Origin of the sequence: Polynucleobacter sp. IMCC 29146 (genome assembly GCF_021395195.1) — a bacterium.
In the GTDB taxonomy this organism is placed as follows: Bacteria; Pseudomonadota; Gammaproteobacteria; order Burkholderiales; family Burkholderiaceae; genus Polynucleobacter.
In genome coordinates this window covers 62,445-85,446 of the sequence record NZ_JAJVCR010000009.1, presented here as the reverse complement: position 1 = coordinate 85,446, position 23,002 = coordinate 62,445, and the positions used below count along the sequence as shown (strand labels likewise).

Annotated in this window: 24 protein-coding genes; 17 read left to right on the top strand and 7 right to left on the bottom strand. The window is 43.4% G+C overall.

Annotated features, from left to right (window positions below; all coding sequences use genetic code 11):
- Positions 1–24 precede the first annotated feature (24 nt).
- Complete coding sequence (locus LZT22_RS10860) at positions 25–792, bottom strand: hypothetical protein (RefSeq protein ID WP_233925256.1); 768 nt, start codon at positions 790–792, stop codon at positions 25–27.
- An 83-nt stretch (positions 793–875) separates the two neighbouring features.
- Here LZT22_RS10860 and gspG point away from each other — a divergent pair, with 83 nt between their 5' ends.
- Genes gspG through LZT22_RS10800 form a run of 12 tightly spaced genes read left to right on the top strand, consistent with a single transcriptional unit; the run spans position 876 to position 12,641 of the window.
- Positions 876–1,331 (top strand): type II secretion system major pseudopilin GspG, encoded by a 456-nt coding sequence (gspG, locus tag LZT22_RS10855; RefSeq protein ID WP_255696520.1) that lies wholly within the window; start codon positions 876–878, stop codon positions 1,329–1,331.
- Positions 1,273–1,809, top strand: a complete 537-nt coding sequence (locus LZT22_RS10850) for a prepilin-type N-terminal cleavage/methylation domain-containing protein (RefSeq protein WP_233925255.1) — start codon at positions 1,273–1,275, stop codon at positions 1,807–1,809. Before gspG ends, LZT22_RS10850 begins: the two co-directional genes overlap by 59 nt.
- Entirely contained in the window at positions 1,806–2,219 is a 414-nt protein-coding gene (gspI, locus tag LZT22_RS10845) for a type II secretion system minor pseudopilin GspI (RefSeq protein WP_233925254.1), read from the top strand. The genes LZT22_RS10850 and gspI overlap by 4 nt, the downstream gene beginning before the upstream one ends.
- Positions 2,216–2,938, top strand: coding sequence for a prepilin-type N-terminal cleavage/methylation domain-containing protein (locus tag LZT22_RS10840; protein WP_233925253.1), 723 nt, complete (start codon positions 2,216–2,218; stop codon positions 2,936–2,938). The genes gspI and LZT22_RS10840 overlap by 4 nt, the downstream gene beginning before the upstream one ends.
- A 1-nt stretch (position 2,939) precedes the next feature.
- Entirely contained in the window at positions 2,940–3,914 is a 975-nt protein-coding gene (gene gspK, locus LZT22_RS10835) for a type II secretion system minor pseudopilin GspK (RefSeq protein ID WP_233925252.1), read from the top strand.
- The gene (gene gspL, locus LZT22_RS10830) at positions 3,911–5,266 is read left to right on the top strand and encodes a type II secretion system protein GspL (protein WP_233925251.1); all 1,356 of its coding nucleotides are present in this window, start codon (positions 3,911–3,913) and stop codon (positions 5,264–5,266) included. The genes gspK and gspL overlap by 4 nt, the downstream gene beginning before the upstream one ends.
- Positions 5,263–5,916 carry a hypothetical protein gene (locus LZT22_RS10825; protein ID WP_233925249.1) on the top strand — a complete coding sequence of 218 codons (654 nt, stop codon included), beginning with the start codon at positions 5,263–5,265 and terminating at the stop codon, positions 5,914–5,916. Before gspL ends, LZT22_RS10825 begins: the two co-directional genes overlap by 4 nt.
- Positions 5,913–6,701: a type II secretion system protein N gene (gene gspN / locus LZT22_RS10820; protein ID WP_233925247.1), complete on the top strand. Its 789-nt coding sequence runs from the start codon at positions 5,913–5,915 to the stop codon at positions 6,699–6,701. The genes LZT22_RS10825 and gspN overlap by 4 nt, the downstream gene beginning before the upstream one ends.
- Positions 6,702–6,730: 29 nt before the next feature.
- Positions 6,731–9,049 (top strand): type II secretion system secretin GspD, encoded by a 2,319-nt coding sequence (gspD, locus tag LZT22_RS10815; RefSeq protein ID WP_233925245.1) that lies wholly within the window; start codon positions 6,731–6,733, stop codon positions 9,047–9,049.
- Positions 9,049–10,485 (top strand): GspE/PulE family protein, encoded by a 1,437-nt coding sequence (locus tag LZT22_RS10810; protein WP_233925243.1) that lies wholly within the window; start codon positions 9,049–9,051, stop codon positions 10,483–10,485. The genes gspD and LZT22_RS10810 overlap by 1 nt, the downstream gene beginning before the upstream one ends.
- 23 nt (positions 10,486–10,508) lie before the next feature.
- Positions 10,509–11,729 (top strand): type II secretion system inner membrane protein GspF, encoded by a 1,221-nt coding sequence (gene gspF / locus LZT22_RS10805; RefSeq protein WP_233925241.1) that lies wholly within the window; start codon positions 10,509–10,511, stop codon positions 11,727–11,729.
- Between the two features lie 18 nt (positions 11,730–11,747).
- Positions 11,748–12,641 carry a M23 family metallopeptidase gene (locus LZT22_RS10800; RefSeq protein ID WP_233925239.1) on the top strand — a complete coding sequence of 298 codons (894 nt, stop codon included), beginning with the start codon at positions 11,748–11,750 and terminating at the stop codon, positions 12,639–12,641.
- 6 nt (positions 12,642–12,647) lie between these two features.
- On the opposite strand, the gene LZT22_RS10795 is transcribed toward LZT22_RS10800, so the two are convergent.
- Positions 12,648–12,935 (bottom strand): hypothetical protein, encoded by a 288-nt coding sequence (locus LZT22_RS10795; protein ID WP_233925237.1) that lies wholly within the window; start codon positions 12,933–12,935, stop codon positions 12,648–12,650.
- 77 nt (positions 12,936–13,012) lie between these two features.
- Positions 13,013–14,662 carry a thiamine pyrophosphate-binding protein gene (locus LZT22_RS10790; protein ID WP_233925235.1) on the bottom strand — a complete coding sequence of 550 codons (1,650 nt, stop codon included), beginning with the start codon at positions 14,660–14,662 and terminating at the stop codon, positions 13,013–13,015.
- A 120-nt stretch (positions 14,663–14,782) separates the two neighbouring features.
- Between LZT22_RS10790 and LZT22_RS10785 the strand changes: the two genes are divergently transcribed.
- From LZT22_RS10785 to LZT22_RS10775, 3 genes are all read left to right on the top strand, one after another.
- A complete protein-coding gene (locus tag LZT22_RS10785) occupies positions 14,783–15,850 on the top strand; it encodes a TauD/TfdA family dioxygenase (RefSeq protein WP_233925234.1) in 1,068 nt (355 codons plus the stop codon).
- Between the two features lie 94 nt (positions 15,851–15,944).
- On the top strand, positions 15,945–16,343 hold the full coding sequence (locus LZT22_RS10780) for a VOC family protein (protein WP_233925233.1): 399 nt from the start codon (positions 15,945–15,947) through the stop codon (positions 16,341–16,343).
- Positions 16,344–16,354: 11 nt separating this feature from the next.
- On the top strand, positions 16,355–16,909 hold the full coding sequence (locus LZT22_RS10775) for a DUF427 domain-containing protein (protein ID WP_233925232.1): 555 nt from the start codon (positions 16,355–16,357) through the stop codon (positions 16,907–16,909).
- A gap of 129 nt (positions 16,910–17,038) precedes the next feature.
- Here LZT22_RS10775 and LZT22_RS10770 read toward each other — a convergent pair whose 3' ends face one another.
- Both LZT22_RS10770 and LZT22_RS10765 read right to left on the bottom strand, forming a co-directional pair.
- The gene (locus tag LZT22_RS10770; protein ID WP_233925231.1) at positions 17,039–17,935 is read right to left on the bottom strand and encodes a histone deacetylase; all 897 of its coding nucleotides are present in this window, start codon (positions 17,933–17,935) and stop codon (positions 17,039–17,041) included.
- A 54-nt stretch (positions 17,936–17,989) separates the two neighbouring features.
- Positions 17,990–18,466 carry a fasciclin domain-containing protein gene (locus tag LZT22_RS10765; RefSeq protein ID WP_233925230.1) on the bottom strand — a complete coding sequence of 159 codons (477 nt, stop codon included), beginning with the start codon at positions 18,464–18,466 and terminating at the stop codon, positions 17,990–17,992.
- A 224-nt stretch (positions 18,467–18,690) separates the two neighbouring features.
- Between LZT22_RS10765 and LZT22_RS10760 the strand changes: the two genes are divergently transcribed.
- Positions 18,691–20,004: a sulfatase-like hydrolase/transferase gene (locus LZT22_RS10760; RefSeq protein WP_233925229.1), complete on the top strand. Its 1,314-nt coding sequence runs from the start codon at positions 18,691–18,693 to the stop codon at positions 20,002–20,004.
- Positions 20,005–20,012: 8 nt separating this feature from the next.
- Complete coding sequence (locus LZT22_RS10755) at positions 20,013–20,987, top strand: tripartite tricarboxylate transporter substrate binding protein (RefSeq protein ID WP_233925228.1); 975 nt, start codon at positions 20,013–20,015, stop codon at positions 20,985–20,987.
- A 159-nt stretch (positions 20,988–21,146) separates the two neighbouring features.
- Here the strand turns inward: LZT22_RS10755 and LZT22_RS10750 are convergent, their stop codons facing one another.
- Positions 21,147–22,139, bottom strand: coding sequence for a tripartite tricarboxylate transporter substrate binding protein (locus tag LZT22_RS10750; RefSeq protein ID WP_233925227.1), 993 nt, complete (start codon positions 22,137–22,139; stop codon positions 21,147–21,149).
- A 1-nt stretch (position 22,140) separates the two neighbouring features.
- Positions 22,141–22,983, bottom strand: a complete 843-nt coding sequence (locus LZT22_RS10745) for an HAD family hydrolase (protein ID WP_233925226.1) — start codon at positions 22,981–22,983, stop codon at positions 22,141–22,143.
- Positions 22,984–23,002 lie beyond the last annotated feature (19 nt).

Genomic DNA, 23,002 nt, shown 5'->3' with positions numbered 1-23,002 from the left:
TAAACAGATCATTAAGCGGGCTAGCTATTTTGGTAATTCTGTTTTTGGTGAGACATTAGGAATTGCACGAGCCTTGGGTACTGCTGCTGTACCACTATTAGATCCGTTACTAGAATTATTCGCTTGCTTATCTTTATTTGATTTATTCAGACTAAAGTTGAGCCGCTTGCCTTGATAGAGCAAAGTTGCAGTTTCTGTGGTGATAGTTTGCAACATCAGTCCTTTGCCTAAACTTTCACCAACTGCAATAGCGCCAGTCGGTTTGCCATCAATTTCAAAGAGGGCAAAGCCTTGCAGTAAACCATCTTTATTTTTATCAGTGACAACAACACCGCGTAAGATGATATTGTCGGTTGCGATAGGTTTGCTACCAAACAGTGCATAACTCTCAGCACTACCTTGATTACTATAAAGTACAGCCCCTTTAGCATTTTTGCTTAGAGCCTCTGGTGGGCTGGGAATTTGTGATAAATGCATCAGCCAATAAGTCACTGAAGCAATAGTAATTAACATGCCCAGATAAGTAAGGCTATGAATAACTGGGCTTGGTTTAAGATAATTTTTAGCAAACAGCTTTAACTGTAAAATAATGCTAGATTTATTTAAATCAGAATTAAAACCATTTTTAGTCAGAGATTGTTTGCTTGCGGTCAGTAGTTGCTGGGCGAAGTGATTAAAAGACGCCCAACGCTCTGCCCAAGACAAGGGTAAGCGCCCTGTGCCAGAGCTATCAGTAGCGCTAGCAGAGCGCTTTTTTAGACGCTCTTGAAGACGATGCAGAAATTCGCTCAAATTAGAATTAATCCTTATAATATTCATTCAGTTTAATTGATTGAGAGCCCCTTTTGAAATACCTACTTAAACTACCTACAGCACTGGTCAGCCCCAATCTAAACAAGGCGCGTATTGATTGCAAAAAGCGCGAGGCCGGCTTTACTTTAATTGAAATTATGGTTGTTATAGCCATTATTGGTATTTTGGCTACTTTAATAGTGCCCCGCATTATGGGGCGTCCTGATGAGGCGCGCGTGACCGCTGCTAAACATGATATTGGCACCTTATCCCAAGCACTAAAACTATATCGCTTAGATATTGGCCGCTATCCCACTACCGAGCAAGGCCTCAAGGCACTCGTTACTCGCCCTAGTGCTGAGCCAGTGCCACAAAATTGGAAAACGGGTGGCTATTTAGATTTATTACCAAATGATCCTTGGGGCCATCCTTATCAGTACAGTAACCCTGGGACTAAAGGTGAAGTTGATATCTTGAGTTATGGGGCAGACAACAAGCCGGGCGGAACCGGAACCGATGCGGATATTGGGAATTGGTAAAAAAAGTAGGGGCTTAATTAAGTGTTCTTCTGCTGAAAGTGGATTTACTTTAATCGAGCTGTTGCTAGCCCTCACAATTGTGGCGGTGATGTTAGGAATTGCAGTGCTGACAATTCCGAATCATGATGAACGTTATTGGCGCGATAACCTCGATCAATTAGTGGCCTCACTGAATGCAGCTCAGGATGAAAGCCTGATGAGTGGGTCTTCCATGTTGGCGCAAATTGATGAAACCGGTTGGCGTTTTAGCCGACCACTAAATGTAAATCCAATGGCTGAAGCGAATACTCCTGCCACATTTATTCCGGATGCCTATAAGGCGAAGGTTTGGGCTAAACCAGTGATCGTCAGTCCAATCCAACTAACTTTAGGCGCTGAGTCTGTGACCACAGCCATGCGTATTCCAATTCAACAAGATAGGCGTTTTGCGACCTTAGTGCGCGCCAGTAACGGGCGTTTTAGTTGGGAGTCGCCATGAACCAGCAAAGTTCACCTAAGCAAAATGGATTTATATTAGTTGAGGTATTGGTAGGCTTAATTATTTTAAGCGTCGCCTTAATTGCAGCCTTACGAGCAGTGGCATACAGTGCCGATACGCAGCTGGCAATTTCACAACGGACCATGGCCCTATGGAGTGCTGATGATGCACTAAACGAAATTCGTATGAAAAAAATTTGGCCTGATTTGGGCACTAGCTCATTTAGTTGCCCACAAGTATCAATAATCTTGGTTTGTCAGCGCAAAGTATTGGCCACCCCCAATCCAGCCTTTCGACGAGTTGAAATTACGGTTTACCTAGCCAGCCAGGCAAGCGCTACCGAGTCTAATGGCCCACGCTTAGCTTGGTTAGTTACGGTGGTGGCCAACCCAACTGGCGGTGTCTTGTGAAACTGCGCGTTAATGATGCAGGTTTTACGCTAGTAGAAGTATTGGTAGCGCTAATCATTATGGCCGTCGTTGGCTTAATGGCATGGCGCGGCATGGATGCCATGATTCGCGGACGCGAGACGATTGATCGTCGATCTACTCAAGATGCTGGCTATGTGCAATTGGTTCGGCAGTTTGAGCGAGATTGCCAAGAAATGTTAAGCAATTCAGAATTGGGTGTTAAGCCATATGCCGCAGGTACAAAAAATGTTTGGTGGGTACGCCGCTATCGACTCGATAATATTGATGCCTGGATGATCGTGGGTTTTGGCATGACTCCAGCGGGTTTGCAACGTTGGACTAGTAGGCCTCTGAAAGGCAGAGCAGATGCGTTGACGGTATGGCAAGCTATTTTGAGTGATCCCGATCTACTTTCAACCGAAATGAAAGTAAGTCTTGAGATACCAGAAGTAGTTAGTCAGCAAGCCCAAGTCTTAACTAGTAACCCAAGTGCCACCCAAGCGGGACAAGGAAATCAAGCAGCACCAACCACTCCAACGACACCAACTACACCTGGTGGGTCGGGTACGCCAACCAGTGCTAATCCACCAGGCACCCAAACTACATCAACTGACCCAGCAGAAAAAAACGAATTATTAAATGGTATTGCTATGCGCTGGGGCCTTAAAACTATGCCCTTTCCTATTACTAGATCTTGTTTAGCGGGAACTAGTTTATAAGATGAAAAATGTAAAGCCGACAAATGATGTACTTGCTCGATCTGGCGTCAGCGCGCAAACCGGCTCGGCGACAATTACTGCGCTCATTGTGGTTGGCGTTTCAGTGGTGTTGATGGCTAGCTTAATGTGGCGCCAGCAATTGCAGGTGCGTACTTTAGAAAATTTACGCGATCGCACGCAAGTACTTTGGTTGCAGCACGGCATTCTTGATTTTGCTAGGTTGGTTTTAGCTCAAGATGGCCGCACCAGTCAATATGATCACTTGGGAGAATCTTGGGCCTTACCGTTAGCTGATAGTAAAGTTGCTGATTTTTTGAAAAATGCTGATATTCCAGACGAATTACAAAGCGTCACTGTACAGGGTAGGCTAACTGATGCACAAGGATTATTTAATTTAACTAATTTATGGAACAATCAATTTCAAGGCATTAATGCAGGCGGAGTATCCGCCTATGGTCGCCTATTAGCCGCCTTAGGACTAGATGCGAATTTAGCACAGCAAACTGCCCAAGCCGTGCTCCAAACTCAAATCCCTCTGGTTGATTTAGATGGGTTAGCCAGCATCCCTGGTTATACCCCCGCCTTAATTGAGAAATTACGTCCTCATGTAGCAGTCCTGCCTATTAATACTGCTATTAATGTCAATACAGCAAGTGCTGAGGTGCTAATGGCTGCATTTGCAGGCTTATCTCGCAGTGCAGCAAATAATTTAGTGCAATACCGAACGGCGGCACCTATGAAGGCGCTTGATGAAATCACCACCTTATTGACTAAAGCTGGTGCGGGTGCAGGGGTGGCAGTTGACGGCTCTTTGGTCAATGTAAAGTCACAGTTTTGGCTGGCGCAATCCGAAATTCACCTAGGAAGCGGTATATTTGTGAACTCGGCATTAATACAGCGTTCCCCAGTGCCATTACCAAGCGGTATTTTTACCCAAGTAATTTGGAATAAATCAGTCAGGATGTTGCCAGAATGAGTTTATTAGTAATTCATTGCCCCCTCAAACCTTTTGCTGGTTCATCCAGTAAAAGTGAGGAGAGCGCGCGCGCCGACCAATTTGCCTGGTGTCTTTGCGAAAATCCTGCTGAAGACCCGACCGCGGGACGGCAGGGTATTGGCAGTACAGAATCAATGCCTTACGCAGATGAGGTTTTAGTATTAATTCCAACTTTAGATGTACGGCTGATTGAAACTAAAGTTCCTCTAGTGAAGGCAAAAAAATTACAACAGGTTTTACCGAGCCTAGTTGAGGAATATTTATTGGCTGGTGCTGATAGTGTTTTAGTGCATGCATTACCGCCATTTCTCGGACAAATGGGTTCGCAAAGAACCTTAGCAATTATTGATCGGGTTTGGTTTTATTGGCTTAATCAACAACTGAGTGCTTTGCTCGCACCGCGGATACGTTTTATTCCCGACTGTTTACTTTTATCTTACGCTAAGGCAGAAGAGCCATTAACTGCAGATCAATATCCTGAAATTGCTATTCCTAGCCTTGCTTTTAAAACTGCTGAAAATGAAATTATTTATACATGGCGTAAGAGTGAGCAATTAGGCCTAGCATGGGTTGAGCAGAATCCCAGCGAGCAATTACCTAGTATGGTGGAGAACTGCAAACCAGTTGAGTGGTCATGGAATTGGCTGATGATAAGTGCCGTAGCATTTAGTCGGCGCACAGATATAGCAGCCGCTAGCCTTAATTTATTATTGGCAGCGCCAAACGCGAAAAAAACTCCGTTGAAATTAAATGCGCGTTGGCAATCGGCGCAAGCTAAAGGCATCAACGGACTAGCTAATGTATATCAATCCTGGGTTGATAAAAATTTATGGGTAGCACCTTCACGCTGGGCAATTTATGCAATTTCCAGTATTTTTATTGGCTTTAGTTTGCATGCAGCTTGGCTTGCAGTTGATGATTGGCGCTGGGGCAGAAATCTTGAAATAACTGCAGCGCAATTTATTTCACCAACTTCTATTGCGTTACTAGCGCAAAATAAAACAAATGATTCAGTGACAGGCGCCTTTATTAAACAGTTGACGCAAGAAGAGCGAAGAAAAGGGCAAACTACAGATGCTGATTTTGTACCGATGGCTGCAAAAGTACAGCAATTAAAAGCCGCCTTAGGCAAAGAGACATTACAAAAAATTACTTATGATGGCTACCGCATAGATTTTGAATTCAAACCAAGCGCGATTCCTCTTAGTGCAAGCGAGATCATTAAAAAAGCAGAATTACTAGGGATGATGGTGATCGACTTAGGCAACAATCGTTATCGCTTAGAGCCTTATGCGGGATTGGGAAGTAATACTAAGGAGGCCAGCTTATGACCCCTTTTTCATTAAAAGAGCTAGTAAAAAAATGTCGCGCTGCTTTAAATCAAGCGATGGGCTCAAGCCAAATGACGCTCAACGCACTACAACAAAAAAAACCCTCACAAGCTAGTGCTGCATGGGGGTTTGCTAGCGCCTTGAACTTTGCTCACGCTAAGCGTAAGTTATTACTAAACTTAGCTGTTCTTGGCGCGCTGTGGGCTTTAATGCAATTTTGGGCGACTCCTTATGTGCACCGCTTAGAGGGGCAAATTTCATTGCGCCCTATGCAGTGGGCTCAATTAGAGAATTTAATCAAATTGTCTAAAAGCAAGCCTATGCAACTTAATACCGTAGTCTTAGTGGATGAGGCAGAGCTACAAAAAATTCGTAATATCTTAGTCGCACGAGGCTTAAAGCCTAGTGTTCTTAGACTCGGCGTGGAAAACCCTCCCCGCATTGAATTGCAAGCAAGTGATGTGATGTTTGCTGTGGTCGTTGATGTCTTAGAAGAATTACGTATGACTTGGCGCTTGTATCCAGAGCGCATTGAGTTGGTGGCCACTCCAGCTACGGCAGTAGTTAACTTAAGCGCTAGTCTGGTACAAACGAGTGCCTCTAGTTATTCCAGCAATGTCTCGTTGCTTGCAGGCGCTTTATCAAAATGAAAATACTGCTAGATTCTACACGTGGACATTTACCAAAGTTACTTTGGGTTGCCTTATTATTGACTGTATTAGTCGTCATTGTTAGGCAACTTCCCGCTAGCTGGTTTACTAGCTTTATTAGTAGCCAAACAGCATGTCGGGTTACATTGCATCAACCAATTGGCACAATCTGGCAAGGCAGTGCAGCGCTTGGCTTTTCGGAGTCGAATGTAGCAGGGGGAGGCTGCCGCGAGGCCAGCGCTTTAACCGAACGTTTTCATTGGACTGCGCAGTGTAATGCAGTTAATGGAGAGTGTGGCTTGTCGATAAGTTTTTCAGCGCTCGATCAACCGCTGCAAATACTGTTGAAATTAGGGCAAGTAGCGGTTGCCAGTGGCGAAATTAGCCTGCCAGCCACTATATTGGAAGGGGTTGGCAACCCTTGGAGTACGCTGCGACCCCGTGGGCAGTTATCTGCCCGCTGGACTGAGCTTAAAATAGGCAAAGAAACTGCGGGAACAATACGCCTTATGATGAGCAGCCTAAGCAGTCCAATTAGTCCAGTAAAACCCTTGGGTAGCTATGAAATACAGGTTAATTTGGCACAAGCTGGTACAGTGTTTAACCTCAGCACTACGGTGGGGCCTTTGTTGTTGAGTGGCAAAGGTAATATGGGTACTGGCACTAGCCCAGGCTTACATTTTTTAGGCGCAGCTACCGCCTCAGCTGAGGCTGAAGAATCGTTGATTGGGTTATTGTCTTTATTAGGCAAAAAAGACGGTGAAATTTACCGCATGCAATATTGAATAGCAATGAACTGCGGAATAGAAGACGTATGCGGCTAAGTAAATTGACTCAGCAAATTGGGTCACTGAAACAAACTAAGCTAGCTCCACAGGGAGCGAGTGACGGATTAGGCTATTCATTTTTTTCGCGTACTAGCTTACGTAAAGCTTGTTTACAATTTTTACTTTGCTGCTTAATGGGTGATTTTGTTTTGGCCCCAGCTATGGTAATGGCACAAACCACCCCCAACGTTGCTAGTAATAGTGAGGTTGGCACTGTCACCCTATCTTTCATGAATGCGGACATTGACTCAGTTGCAAGTGTAGTTGCCAAAGCAACTGGACAGACCATCTTGGTTGACCCACAAGTGAAGGGCACGATTAATCTCATTAGTAATAAACCAGTGAGTAAAGCCAAGGCCTTAGATTCTTTTTCTACCGCCCTGCGAACAGCGGGTTTTGCTTTAGTGGAAGTTAACGGCGTATATCGGGTTGTTACCCAAGCAGATGCAAAATTAGTCAGTACATCGGTTTCAACAGGGAAAACCAAGCAAGAGGGCGATCAAATTATTACACGAGTTTTTAGGTTGAGCTATGAATCAGCCAATAATTTATTACCAGTTTTACGGCCTTTAGTTTCACCGAACAATACGATTAACGCTTATCCAGGCAATAACACGATTGTGGTAACCGATTATGCGAGCAATATTCAGCGAATTGCAACTTTAATTGATGCAATTGATGCACCAACTACAACTGAAGTGCAGACGATTAAATTACAACATGCTTTTGCCAGTGATATAGCAGCAATTTTAAGTAAGGTGTTGGATACAGGCGCAGCGGGTACCGCAGACCCTGCATTAAAAACCATTATTTTGGCTGAGCCACGGAGTAATTCGATTTTAGTACGTAGCTCGAGTGCAGAGCGCGTAAGACAAGTTCGTATTTTAGTGGCCCGTCTTGATATTCCAGGTAATAAAAACGGCAATATTTGGGTAGTGCCACTAAAGAATGCTGAGGCTAGTAAATTAGCAATAACCTTACGCGCTATAGTGGCAGCTGATGCTGCTTTATCTGCGCAAGTTGCTGGCGGTAATGCTGCTGCTAATCCCGCAGCAGCAAATCCACAGCAAAATCCGGCTGCCAATCCTGCGGCAACGGGTTCTGGCACGAGCTTAGCCACCTCTGCATTAGTTAGTACTAGCACTCCCAATGTAGGCGGATTTATTCAAGCTGAGCCAGCAACGAATTCGCTCATTATTACGGCTAACGAACCGCTCTATCGTAATTTACGACAAGTCATTGAAGAATTAGATCGAAGACGTACTCAGGTCTACATTGAGGCACTTATTGTTGAGGTGAGTTCTGAAACTGCTGCAGAGTTGGGTATTCAATGGAATTTTTTATTGGGCTCGGGTAATCAAAACGTGGGTTTTGGTGGCACTAACTTTAATGTTCCCAATCAAGGCCCTGGTGCAAATATTATAGGTCTGGGGCGAGATACGAGCATAATTGCAAATCCAGGTACGCCTGCTACTGGCGTACAAATACCACCAGCGCCTGGCTTAAATTTAGGTATGATAAGTAGGTTTAATGGTGTTTATGCCATGTCGGCTTTAATTAGAGCACTAGAAACTGCTACTGGCACCAATATTCTTTCAACACCGAATTTAATTACACTTGACAATGAAGAAGCGCGCATTATTGTCGGTCGAAATATCCCGATCTTAACCGGTTCCTATGCGCAAACGGGGACCACCTCAACGGTCACGCCGTTTCAAACAATTGTGCGGCAAGACGTGGGAATAACTTTACGGGTTCGGCCACAAATTTCAGCTAACGGTATTGTTAGAATGCAAATTTTCCAAGAAGTCTCATCTGTTGTCCCAATTTATGATCCTTCAGGGCCGATTATAAATAAACGCAATATTGAATCGAATGTATTGGTTGATGACGGCCAAATGATTGTGTTGGGCGGTTTGATCACAGATGAATACGGAGATCAAACAAGCGGTATTCCATTTTTAAGCAGCATTCCCATTATTGGCAATTTATTTCGCTATGACAATAAAAAAAGAATCAAAAGTAATTTATTAGTCTTTATTCGCCCCTATGTTTTGCGGGATAAAGATGAAAATGAGCAAATGACTAAAAATCGTTTAGACCTAATGCAAACCAAAGAAGATCAGTTTAAGCAATTACCGATGTTATTGCCTACAGAAAAGAATATGCCAAACGTTAAAGATGCCGAAGTGCCGCTGGTTCCACCAAGATTACCCTCTGACACCATCAATACCAGCCCTGCGATAAAACCCTCAAGTCCACCTTCTATTGCTCCAATAGCCCCCGCATTACCGGCGAATAAATAATGCTACGTATTCCTTTTGTTTACGCGCGGGATAATCAGGTGCTGTTAATGAAAGCGCCTGTAACTGAAGGCCAGCAATTTTTAGATGGTGGACAAGAAGATGATCTGATTGTCATTCATAGCCCCACTACCGATTTAACAGTACTCCAAGAAATTTGTCGTCTAGTTGGCCCTGTAAAGCGAGTAGAAAAATCCAGCGATGAGGTGATGCAAGCAGTGAATGCAGCTTATTCACAAGGCGATTTAGACGCCTCGCAAGTGGTTGATGAGGTTGAAGACACGATTGATTTATCCCGTTTATTGCAAGAGATACCCATTTCAGAAGATCTCTTGGAAATGAATGATGACGCTCCAGTAATTCGGATGATTAATAGTTTATTAAAACAAGCTAGCCGTAATGGCGCTTCTGATATTCACTTAGAAGCATTTGAGCGTAAATCGATAGTACGTTTTCGGGTCGATGGAAATTTGCGCGATGTGGTTGATATGCGCCGCGATTTACATGCTGCTTTAGTATCGCGGATCAAAATTATGGCGTCGCTTGATATTGCTGAAAAACGCATGCCGCAAGATGGTCGCATTTCTTTGCGGGTAGGCGGTAAAGCCATTGACATTCGGGTTTCTACTCTGCCTACGTCCCATGGTGAGCGGGTGGTAATGCGTTTATTAGAGAAAAATTACGATCGCCTTGATCTCAAAGCACTGGGAATGGCTGACGATACCTTTACTAATTTTGATCAATTGATTCATCGCCCACACGGCATTGTATTGGTTACTGGACCAACGGGTAGCGGTAAGACCACCACGATTTATGGCGCCTTATTACGCTTACGCAATAAAACCAATAACATTATGACGGTTGAGGATCCAATTGAATATAACTTGGATGGGATTGGTCAAACACAAGTGAACGCGCGGATTGATATGAATTTTGCACGAGCCTTGAGGGCGATTTTGCGGCAAGATCCAGATATTGTGATGATTGGCGAAATTCGCGATTTAGAAACCGCACAAATTGCGGTTCAAGCCTCTCTTACCGGACACTTGGTGTTGGCAACTTTACATACCAACGATGCGCCATCGGCGGTAACGCGTTTAATTGATATGGGAATTGAACCGTTTTTACTTTCTTCAACGCTTTTAGGGGTATTAGGACAGCGCTTAATTCGCCTTACTTGTAAAGCCTGTGGCGGTAAGGGATGCCCAGCCTGCGGCGAATCTGGCTATAGCGGCAGAGCAGGCATTTATGAATTAATGGCCACTAATGAAACGATTCGTGAATTAATTCATAACCGTGCTGCTGAAAGTGAAATCCGTAAGCAGGCGACTGCAAATGGGATGCGCAATTTGGCAGAAGATTGCCAGCGGTGGATTGATTCAGGTCAATCGACGGTAGAAGAAATGATGCGCGTCACTGGTGCTGTTGAAATTGATTAATTCTGCCTTCGAGCAACTAAGCTATGCCACGCTACCGATTTGAAGCTTTAACCTATGGCGGTAAGAGTGAGCGGGGTAGTGTTGATGGCGAGAATGAGCGTGCTATTCGGCAGCAGTTAATGGCGAAGCAGCTCGTACCCGTGCGCATTGAGCTTGAGAACCAATGGACTAAGCAACAATTTTGGCAGCGTTTATTCTCTGAAGATAGGCCACTGAGCCGTAATGAATTAGCGGTACTTACCAAGCAATTTGCTTTGCTAGTGCGTTCTGGTGTACAAATTGATGAAGCCCTCACTGTTTTATCGGATGAAAGCTCAAAACCCCACATCAAAAATGTTTTACAGTCAGTAGTTGCTGAATTACGCGCCGGCTTATCTTTATCGCGCGCAGTCGCTACGCAACCACAAACCTTTGACCCTTTATATCAAGGAGTGGTTGGTGCTGCAGAACAATCGGGCCGCATGGGTCAAGTCTTAACCCAATTGGCTGAATTTTTAGAAAAGCGGCAAGCGTTAAAACAAAAAGCCTTAGGCGCTTTAGCATATCCAGCGATGTTGACTGCGGTTTCATTTATGGTCATTCTATTTTTAATGACCTATGTAGTACCACAAATTGCCCGCGTTTTTCAAAGTACTAAACAAACTTTACCTTTTACAACGCGTTTTATTTTGGGCTTATCTAATTTTTTAGTTGATTGGGGTTGGTTGTTGGCTTTAGTTATTGCTCTAGGTATTTATTTTGGTCGCCGGGCTTTAAAGCAAATCGAAATACGGCTGCGCTTTGATCGCTTCATCCTTAATTTACCTTTTTTGGGTCCCTTGTTATTGGGTTTTGAAACTGCCCGTTTTGCCAACACCATGGCGATGCTGGTTGCCGCCAATGTGCCGATCTTAACTGCCTTACATAGCGCGCGTAGTACCTTGGGCAATGAAGTTTTGAAGGAGGCCATTGACTCCACTGAAGCGCGCTTACGAGAAGGCTCTAGCTTGTCTCGATCATTAGGAAGTCAAGGGGTTTTCTCTCCTATTTTGATCCATTTAATTCGTTCTGGAGAGGCTTCTGGTCAGCTTGCTGAGATGCTTAAATATGGCGCTGAAAATGCCGAGTTAGAAGCTGAGCAAAAAACAAAAATTTTTACCAGCTTATTAGAGCCTGTATTAATATTATTTATGGGGCTGATGGTTTTAGGTATTGTGATGGCAGTAATGCAACCAATTTTGGAAATGAATTCTGGAATTCATTGATTTTTTAGTGAGGTAAACATGCAAATTTTAATTATTACTAGTCCAACCAGTCGCGTCAAAGAATTTCATATATCGAAAATGCATCTTTTGCTTGGCGCAATGGCAGTATTCCTGGCTTTGGTGGCAGTGAACTGGCTAGTAGCTGCTAGCGTTAATTTAACTCGAGATACTCTATTTACTCTAGGTCAAGCAGAGCTACAGGAGAAAAAAATTGTCACTTTAGCCGAGGCTGATTATGAATATAAGCTGCACGAGTTACAAGCGCGTTTAGCGCAAGCCCAGCAAAGTTTGGGACAATTAGATTCCCTCAGAAACCAATTATTACTATTAAATAGTTCACCCAAAGTTATTCAAAAAGAGCTACTGCCAGAGACGCCCCTTGCACTAGGTGGCCCACTAAAACTATCAAGCGAGATTTTTTCACCCGATGAGACTTATGGCGTTCGCCTTGATCGGACCTTGCAAGACTCCATTAGTTTGCAAACCCAAGTTTTGACTTTACAGCGGGCTTTTGCTGAAACCCAAGTTTCAATGAGTGGGGTCCCTGCAGGATCACCATTACCCTTTGAGGTTGCGCCATCGAGTGGCCTCGGTTATCGCATTGACCCCTTTACGCGACAAATTGCTTGGCATGATGGCACCGACTTTCCGGCTGCTTATGGTACGCCTATTTTGGCAACCGCCGACGGTATTGTGATTAAAGCAGGTTGGAGTGGTGAGTACGGTAATTTAGTTGATGTGCAGCATCGCAATGGCACCGTAACGCGCTATGCCCACGCTCAAGAGCTGATGGTACAAGTAGGGCAAAAAGTGAAAAAATCCCAACCCTTAGCTAAGGTTGGTTCTACGGGGCGCTCGACTGGCCCACATTTGCATTATGAAATTTTGCGCGATGGCGCGCCTGCTAGTTAGCAAGACTTAGTTTTGGGCAGCGCAATCGACGGTACCAGCATTAAATGCGGGGCGCCATTCTTGGTTTTGTAGGCCGCCCATGCAACCATAGGTATTGAGCGCACGCGTGCCGCCTTGCCCACACTCGAAACAAGTACCATTCGCACCAACGTTCGGGTTAATGCAACCCTCATAATTAAATGTCTGCGTGCAATTGGGTGCAGTAGCTTGCGCAAAAATAAACCCGTTAGGGCACTGACAGCTGCCAGGTGTCCAAGCGGTACCAATTTGGGCATGCGCAGAAAAAGCTGACATGAGGCAAAGCAGTAAAAATAATTTTCGGTACAGAATTGTGATGTTCATAGTAAATATTAACCTATTTATGTCATTGCTTATCTCTGCATCTTCGGCGCCGCTAAACTCGGAATCAGCAGATTAATACAGGCCGGTAAGTTACTCGCGAGCGCTCTTTTTGTAGCGGGCAGTAAGGCGCCTAGTTCCGTAACTAATTCTCCATGACCACCAAATCCTTCACAGACTTTATCGTATCGAGTTGGTAGCAGATCGCAGCCAATGAGCCGTTCTTGACCATAGTCGCGCAATTGGATTTGGTGTTCGGCATTCCAGCAAGCATCATTACCGATGACCAAAAGATAGGGCAATTTATAACGAACTGCAGTATCTATTTCTGCGCAATGAAAGCCAAAACTACCATCTCCCATCACTGTCACGATAGGCACATTCGGTTTGACAAGGCTAGCTGCACTTGCAAAGGGTGGGCCAGAACCAATTGAGCCAGCCACACCATTAATAATTCGGTTTGGCGCTTGCAGACAAGCTTGAGCCCATTGTCCAATCTCGCCACCATCGCTAATGAGGACTGAATCTGGGTGACTATCGAGAATTGTTTGTAATACGGCAAATGCTTGCGCTGGATGAACCCGGCCAGGCTCAACAGTCGCCGATTGCCAATCATTAGGGCGATAGTTAATTGCGGTCTGAACTTCTTGCAACCAGACTTGATGGGAACTACTTTTAAAGTTTATAGTACGCGCTGAATTTATTAGCAAAGTAATACTGGAGTGCACATCACCAAGTGCAGAGAGTTGCAAGCTTTTGCCTAAGCTAACACTTGCGCGTTGAATTTCAGCAGCCTCTGGATCAAGTTGTAAAAATTGACAATCTTTAGCAAAGCTTGGAAATTGCCCAAACTTTAAAGTGAAATCCAATTTTTTCCCAAGGAGTAACACACAATCACTTTTTGCCAGCACTTCCGGAAAGGCGCCCAAACACGGATCATTGATGCCGCGAGGGCTTTCCATGCCCACCACGGGAATTCCTAATGCCTGCTCTAGAGTCGCCAGTTGTTTTCTTCCCGCTTGTGATTGCATTTGTGGCCCAGTTAAGATGATGGGGCGTTGGGCAACTTGTAGCGCTTGCAAGATCGTTTCAATAGCCTCGCTTGCCGCCGATGTTTCTTTAGCGGTAAACGTCTGCTCTGTAGGCAAATTTTTTACACTGGGGTAGGGGCCTTCTAATAAGTCAGAAGGCAGGCTTAAATGCACAGTCCCTGGACGCCCCGATTTCGCGAGATTGATTGCTTTGGCTAGGTCAAAAGGAATTGCTTCAATCGAGTTCGAAGTCAAGGCTGCTTTGACAAGCGGCGCAGCCAAATCAGCTTGCGCCATTTCTTGAAAAGCACCAGTACCCAATTGTGCAAGGGGCGCATGACCCGAAATTAAGACTACCGGCGACTCAGCCATTTGTGCGGTGTAAAGCGCTGCTATTGCATTCGCGTGGCCTGGGCCACCAGTAACGAGTGCGATACCAACTTCACCTGTCAGTCTCGCATAAGCATCTGCCATGTGCACTGCGGCAGCTTCATGACGGGTGTGGATTAATTTGATATCGCTATCGAGAATCGCATCAAATATTGGCATGATGTGATTGCCCGAAAGCGTAAAAATTGTTTTCACTTTAGCTAATTTTAAGGCTGCGACTAAAGCATTGGCACCTAGCACTGGTGAGGAATTATTTGGCATAAAAACAGTACTTTCTGGTGAATTACTAGCTATCGATTGATCAATTAAGGGATAACACTAAGGGCTTAAAAGGTATAAAGAGTTTAATCTTAATTGAGGTAAAAATCATTTGAGGGTTGGATGTCTATATTCGCTTTAGAGCCACCGCCGATAGCTGTTGAGGGACCAAGCGTCTGGACTGGGGCCGAGATGTTGGCTGAGCCGTTATGGATTGTCCCTTGGAAACCAGAGCAGCTAGCTGAAATGCGTGCCGCGGCTTTGCACTTTCAGGCACTCAATTTGCCTTTTGAGCAAATTTCACCTGATAATTTTCCGCTTACACAACTTAAGCCATTTTTGGGTCGTTTATTGACTGAATTACTGCATGGCAGAGGGTTTGTATTGCTACGCGGTATACCAGTACAAGATTTGGGTATTGAGCTTGCTGCCATCATCTATATGGGCTTAGGCGTTCATTTAGGTACCTTGCGAAGTAGTAATGGCAAAGGCCACTTATTGGGTCATGTTTGCGACCAAGGTGTCGACATTACTAAGACGGGTGGACGTTTTTATCAAACGAATAAAAAACTTGATTTTCATACAGATTCAGCTGATCTTGTGGGCTTGCTATGTTTACAAAAGGCTAAAGCGGGCGGTGAATCTTTTATAGCTAGCTCGATGAAGTTGTATAACGAAGTGGTGCGCCGGCGCCCTGATTTAGTTGAGGCGTTATTTATGCCTTATCCAACGGATCGGCGTGGCGAAGTGCCGGAGGGACTGCACCCTTGGTTTGATATGCCTATTTTTACTTGGTATGAAAATCATTTATCTTGTGTTTATATTCGTCAATATATTGAAGCGGCACAAAATAATTTTCCTGAAGCGAAGCGCTTAACTACCGATCAACTTGCAGTCATGGATTTAATCGATGAAATTTTAGCTGAGCCTGGCTTTGTTTTGCCTATGGCTTTTGAGCCTGGTGATATGCAACTTTTGCATAATCATCAAATCTTGCATTCCCGTAATGATTTTGAAAATTGGCCCGAACGGGAGCGTCAGCGGCATTTATTACGGCTATGGATGGCCCCTAAAGAGGGTAGACCATTACCTGATTATTTTAAAGCCCGCTGGGGCTCAACCCAAGCAGGTGAGCGAGGCGGTATTATTGTGCCTGGCACTAAATTATCAGTAGAGCTTGATTATCAGTAGAGCTTGAGACCCAATAGAGCGAGATTGTTTAGGGCTTAAGGTCTCCTAATACAGATAAAAATTAAGTATTTTTTAAAAAGTTGAATGGAAAAAAATGAAAAGTATTATCGATCGCATTGATCATCTAGTATTAACTGTTACCGATATTGAGGCTTCTACCCAGTTTTATGAAAAGGCCCTTGGCTTTGAACGTGAATTTTTCACTGGACCTGAAGGGCAGCCGCGTTACGCCTTGCGCTTTGGGCAATATAAAATTAATTTACAAGATCGTGCCACTGAAACACCGACCAAAGCAAAAGTACCCACGATTGGTGCTGGTGATTTTTGTCTGATTGCTGCCATTCCGCTTGATGATGTGATCACCCATTTGACAGCTAATAATATTGCGATTGATGTTGGGCCCGTTGCTAGACGGGGTGCCTTGGGCCCAATTCGGTCAGTCTATCTACGCGATCCTGATGGGAACTTGGTAGAGGTGTCTGAGTATATTTAATTTCATTGTTTATGAGTCAGTTACCGGATTGGGTCAAGCTTGCACAAGAGCAATGGAATTGGCGAGGAGCCACAAGACCACCATTTGCAGTTGTACCCAATGCGTCACAAATTTCGGTATGGGATTTTCCACGTCCCCCAAAGTATGTTGAGGATTGTAGGCAGGTTGTTATTTGCTTTAATGGGCAAGAAATTGCGCGCACAAAAAATGCTATTTTGGTATTAGAAACTTCTCATCCACCGAGTTTTTATATCCCACCAAAGGATATCAACTTCAAATTTTTGAAGCCATCTACCGGCAATTCTTTTTGTGAGTGGAAAGGCCCCGCTCAATACTGGGATATAAATGATGGTGTTAATCAACTCAAAAAAGTTGCATGGAGCTATGCCCAACCCTTTGATGAAGCAAAGATGATTGCCGATCACATTGCTTTTTACCCTACTCAGCTGCACTGTACTGTTGATGGAGAACAGGTTTTACCTCAGCCTAGCGGCTTTTATGGTGGCTGGGTTACTCCAGAGCTAGTTGGACCATTTAAAGGTGAGCCCGGAAGTGAATCATGGTGAGTAAAGTTGATTTTAATCCGACCAGAGGTCGGCTAGCCATTGTTTGAATTCTTGATACATTAATCCCAAACCAATACTGACAAACAGAATGATAAATGCTGCAATTAACAGTAGATTGGAATTAATCATTTAATTATGAGAATATTTGATCGCTAGGGCAATAGTTTGGTGATGAATTTCAACAGATTGCTCGATTTTTTTTCCGTAACCACCTGCCATTACAACCGCAATTGGAATTCCATTAATCTTTGCAAAATCGAATACTGCCTGATCACGCAATAACAAACCTTTTTTACTCAGGCTTAATTTACCTAGGCGATCATCAGTATGCGGATCTGCACCAGCTAAATAAATCACAAAGTCTGCACTAAATCTTTTTTCAAGCTCATCAAGTGCATAAGCAACAGCATTTAAATATTCGCTATCTGCACATTGATTTTTTAAGCCAATATCAAGGTCGCTCTGCTCTTTATTAAAGGGAAAGTTATTTTCACCATGAATTGATAAAGTAAAAATTGAATCGTTGTGTTGCATGATGGTAGCGGTACCATTACCTTGATGAACATCAAAATCAATAATAGCAACACGGAAATGATTGCCCTTGATGGCCTGTAAATTTTTAGCAGCGATTGCAACATCATTAAAAACACAAAACCCACTTCCTTTGTCGCGATGAGCATGGTGAGTTCCGCCAGCTAAATTTACACTGACTCCGTCCATAAGTGCAGCATTACAAGCTGCTACAGTTGCTCCAGCTGACCTTTTAGAGCGCTCAACCATTAGCGGACTCCATGGAAAGCCAATCTCTTTTTGTTCAGCTGCATTAAGTTGCCCGCTAATTATTTTTTCAACATACTTTGTGTCATGAGCAAGAAGTAGCTGCGCATCAGTAGCGCTTGGAGCCTCAAGCAGCTCTAAATCGGCTAATGATTGGACTGATTGTCGCAGTAGAGCATATTTTTCCATTGGGAAGCGATGCCCTTTTGGAAGTGGCAAGACAAAGTGATCGCTATAAAACGCTTTCACCAGAAATTAGCCCTGATTAGTAAGGTATTTACTAAAAACTGAAAAAGTTATGAATTAATTCTTCTTCGTATTAAAAATATCAATTGAATCAACAGCATGAATCATGCCATTTGTAGCAATTATATTTTCTATTTTTATGCTGACTCGATTTACACTCGGGCCACTCAGATTGGATTCAATTAAAAGATCATCACCAGCAATGGAGGAATAGTGGGAATTATGAACTTTAGTTGAGGCAAACTCAGGAACAATAAAGTGATCAATAAAATCGTTTAATTCCTCGGGATTAGATTCAAGCGCTTGAAGATATTCTGGGGGGACTCTACTGAAGGCAGCATCAGTAGGGATAAAAAGTGTAAAAAATCCACCGTTATCGAGTAACTGAAACCATTCTGATTTTTTGATTAGTTTTGTCCAGATTTTAAAAATTCCAGAGCTAATTGCAGTATCAATTAGCCCACATAAAACGCATCCTTCAAAATGCTCATAAGTGCTAGAGCTCATCTTTAGAACCTTATTTTGTAGTTGCAAATACAGTTAAGAATGGATTGATAAAAAAAGTTAGGGAATACCCTAAATAAATATACGCCCTTTGGAATAAGGCTGTTGAAAGGTGAAATTACCCTACTATTAAAATAGCTTTACCAATTAATCCTGATCTTTAAGGCTGTAGTTCCCGCTTTAGGCTTGATTAACCCCTTTTTATTGATACTATTTGCCCTTAACTTTTGCATTATTTGGTGGGTAAAGAATCTGTGAATCGCCCTAATATTATTTTTATTGTTGCTGATGACTTGGGTTATGCAGACCTAGGCTGTTATGGCGCGAAGTCAAACGCTTCACCCACGCTTGATCGGTTAGCACTCAATGGTCTCCTTTTTACTCAGGGTTACTCGAATTCTCCAGTCTGCTCGCCAACGCGCTTTGCTTTGATGACTGGACGATATCAGTATCGCTTGCGTGGGGCAGCAGAGGAGCCAATTAATTTTAAAAGTAGAGGCAATACAACTTTAGGATTGCCAGTGGATATCCCCACTTTGCCATCGATGCTCCGCGAGGTGGGCTACCAAACTGCCTTATTTGGTAAATGGCATCTAGGCTTTCCGCCACAATTTGGACCTTTACTTTCGGGCTACGATGAATTTTTTGGTCCAATGGCAGGTGGGGTTGATTACTTTACCCATTGTGACTCACAGGGAATTCATGATCTTTGGCTCAATGGCGAGGAGACCGCCGAAGAAGGGTATCTAACAGATTTGCTTTCCAATAAAACTATTGAATATATTCAGAAAAAATCTGCTGTGGCAAGGGCAGGAACCCCTTTTTTTATTAGCCTTCATTACACTGCCCCACATTGGCCCTGGGAAACAAGAGATGATGCCCATCTGGCAAGTGAAGTAAAGAATAATTTATTTCATCTGCATGGCGGTAATGTAAAAACCTATCAGCAAATGATCCATCATATGGATGAAGGTATTGGCAAAATAGTTGCCACACTTCAAGCAGAAAATTTGTTGAATGACACCTTGATTATTTTTACTAGCGATAACGGTGGCGAGCGGTTTTCTGATAACTGGCCTTTAGTCGGCGGGAAAATGGATTTGACTGAGGGGGGCATTCGCGTTCCCTGGATTGTGCATTGGCCAGCCCTCATTCCTCAAAATAAAGTGAGTACGCAAATTGGTATCACGATGGACTGGACGGCAACGATATTGGATATTGCTGGCGCTCATATAGACCCAGAATATCCCCTCGATGGCGTCTCAATGCTGCCTATTTTAAAAAATGCTAATCACCTATTTGAAAGGCCTCTGTTTTGGCGCATGAATTATCGAGGCCAGCGGGCTTATCGTGTAGATGAATGGAAGTATCTTAAGGTCGATGAAAATGAGTACCTTTTTAATATTGGAGCAGATGAGCGTGAGCGGGCAAATTTAGCCGAATATTTTCCTGAGCAGTTAAGGTCAATGCGAGAATCTTGGCTAAGTTGGAATTTAACGATGCCAGAAATTCCGCAGGGTGCTAATATCAGCATAGGTTATTCAATTCAAAATATGCCCCAGAGATAGGTGAAAACTTGAAGCAAAAAATCAAAATAATATTGTGTTGCATTTTTATTTTATTTAGTTCGTACAGTATGGCGCAGTCGCCACAGTCTTACCCAAATCGACCAGTTAAATTAATTGTGCCCCTAACGCCTGGTTCTGGGGTTGATATTGTGGCGCGTATTGTGGCCAAGAATTTAAGTGAAACTTGGAAGCAGCCGGTAGTAGTTGAAAATCGCCCTGGAGCTGGCGGTTTAATTGGAACGGGCGCAGTAGTGAACGCGGAACCTGATGGCTATACACTTTTAGTTCAGTCCGCTTCTTATGCGGCTAATCCCGCAATTTATAAAAAATTACCTTACGATCCTTTAAAGGCCTTAGTAGATGTCAATATTTTAGGAATTACCCCCTATTTAATGTCCACCTCTCCTAGTGGGCCGTATCAATCTCTTAAGGATCTGGTCTTGGCAGCCAAAGCCAAGCCAGGAGAAATTCCCTTCGCCTCTGCAGGCATTGGCAGTTCAACCCATTTAGCGGCAGAATATTTCAATCAAATTGCCGGCATTAAAATGGTCCATGTGCCATACAAGGGTGGGCCAGATGCCATGCAAGATCTGATGAGTAATCGGGTTGCCTTTTTTATGATTGCTTTTGATACCGCAATTACACAAGTTAACTCTGGCAAATTAAAGGCCTTAGGGGTAACGACCCAAACACGCTCAGAGGCTGCTCCTAATATTCCAACGATTGCTGAACAGGGCTACCCTAGCTATGACATGAGTCTGTGGTTTGGCTTATGGGCCCCTAGCGCAACACCGGTAGCAATCATTCAAAAAATTAATTCTGATATTAATTTGGCCATGCAAGATAAAGAAGTACAGAACGCGTATGCAAAGGCGGGCATTCGCTCAAGGCAAATGACAACAGATGAGTTTAAAAAATTTGTGCGTACAGAAATGACAAAATATGAAAAGATCGCACAGTTTGCTGGTATCGAGGCTCAGTAAGTAGTAGCTTATTTAATCGGCTCAGTATATGAATCTAGGGTTATACCCATAAAAGATCATCTTGAAAGAAAGCACTACTGAGATTAGATTAATAAATAGAAATTTTAGCTTGTTAAACCTAGTTTTTATTCGCACTTTGTTAGAAAATACCGAGATTAATTAATCAATCGGCTTTATATCTAGCTCTACAGCTAGTTTTTGCCAGCGGTTGCTGTCTTCTTCAACCTTACGCTTCATTTCTTCTGGGGTAGGGGATGCAACCTCAAGCGCCATTCCACTCAAGCGCTCTCGGACATCAGGCATATTTAATACCTGCTTCATTGCTAAAGAGATTTTATCGATAATGGGTTTTGGTAGATTAGCTGGCCCCATAATGCCGAACCACTGTTCATAGTCCATGCCATTAATTCCCAATTCAGCAAAGGTAGGTATTTCGGGAAAATCACTATTCCGCTTGTTACCAGTCACAGCTAATGGGCGTAGTTTTCCAGCTTTTATGTGGGTTCCTGCGCTAGCCATGGTGGTAATCATGACGTTTACTTGCCCACTCATTAAATCAATCATCGCTGGTGAAGATCCTTTATAGGGAACACTAATAAAATCAAGCCCAGAGCGTGCTTTAAAAAGATCAACGACAACGCTACCAGTTCCAGCAATTGCCATGGTCATTTTGCCAGGATTGGCTTTTGCAAAAGTAATAGCTTCACGAGCAGTTTGAACTTGAAAATAGGGGCTTGCAACTAAAAATGCTGGCGATCGACCAATTAGTGAAATCGGTGTGAAATCTTTAAGTGCGTTATAAGGCATCTTACGGGTATAGATGGGCGTACTAGTATGGAATACATCGACTAGAACTAAGGTGTAGCCATCGGGCGAAGCTTTAGCGACGTAATCGGTGCCAATAATCCCTCCTGCACCTCCTTTGTTATCAACTACTACAGTTTGTTTTAATACGCCCGATAATTTATCAGCAATTTGCCGGCCAATGCCATCAGAACTGCCGCCTGCAGGAAAGGGAATGACTAATTTGATTGGTCTGGAAGGGTAGTCGGGTACCGGGTTTGCTTGGGCATTAGTGTTACTAGGCAAATAAAAAAGACCCGTACTCAACATTAATGCAATTTTTACAATAAAAATTTTTCTAGTAATCATCTCAAGATCCATTCACGATAGTTGATGCAGAAGATTTTAATCTGATCAGGACTTCACTTAACTCAGAAAAACCTTTGCCCCCCTTAGATCTAGTAACCCATTTGGGCATAAACTCTATTCTATCCCGATAGTCTAATACATTAGCAACTCCAAAGGAATGTCTGAAATAAGAGAACATTGGAGCATCATTTGGAGAATCGCCTATAAAGAGACAAGCTTGATTATAAGTTTCCAAGTCTTTATGAAAGAGGGTTTTCATCATTAGTTTAGTGGTACTTAGCTTGTCCCATTGACCCAACCAAAGATTGACATGAATCGAGCTTAATTTAGCTGTTACATCATAGGAAGCAAGAAATTGTAGAAGTGCTTCTAAGTCTTGAGCTGAATATGGTGGCACATCCTCTTTAACATCAATAGCTAAGTCGTAAAGGCGTGAAAACTGATCTGAAGCAAAAATAATTTCTGGATATTCTTTAATTAATAACTCTTTTATTTTTAAAAGGCGCTGAGCATAAATATTCCTTTGGTTTTGATGGAGAACATGATGGGTGCAAAGTTTTTTTGAGACTTTATCCTGCCACATATAAAAGGCTCCATTTTCGCCAACAATAGCATCTACTGGCCACTGTCTGACAATTAGGTCACACCATCCAGCCGGTCTTCCTGTAACTGGGATTACTTTATAACCCGCATTTTGAAGGGCGGCTATTGCAGTAAAAGTTTCAGGAAGTAATTTCCCCCCGTCTGTAATAGTGTCATCTATATCTGTAAATACATACTCAATTTCTGCGACAACCTTTGTAGGTAGATCAGCAATTGGCTTGGGATTGATTAATCGGCTCAAGGAATAATTGCTCAAAAAG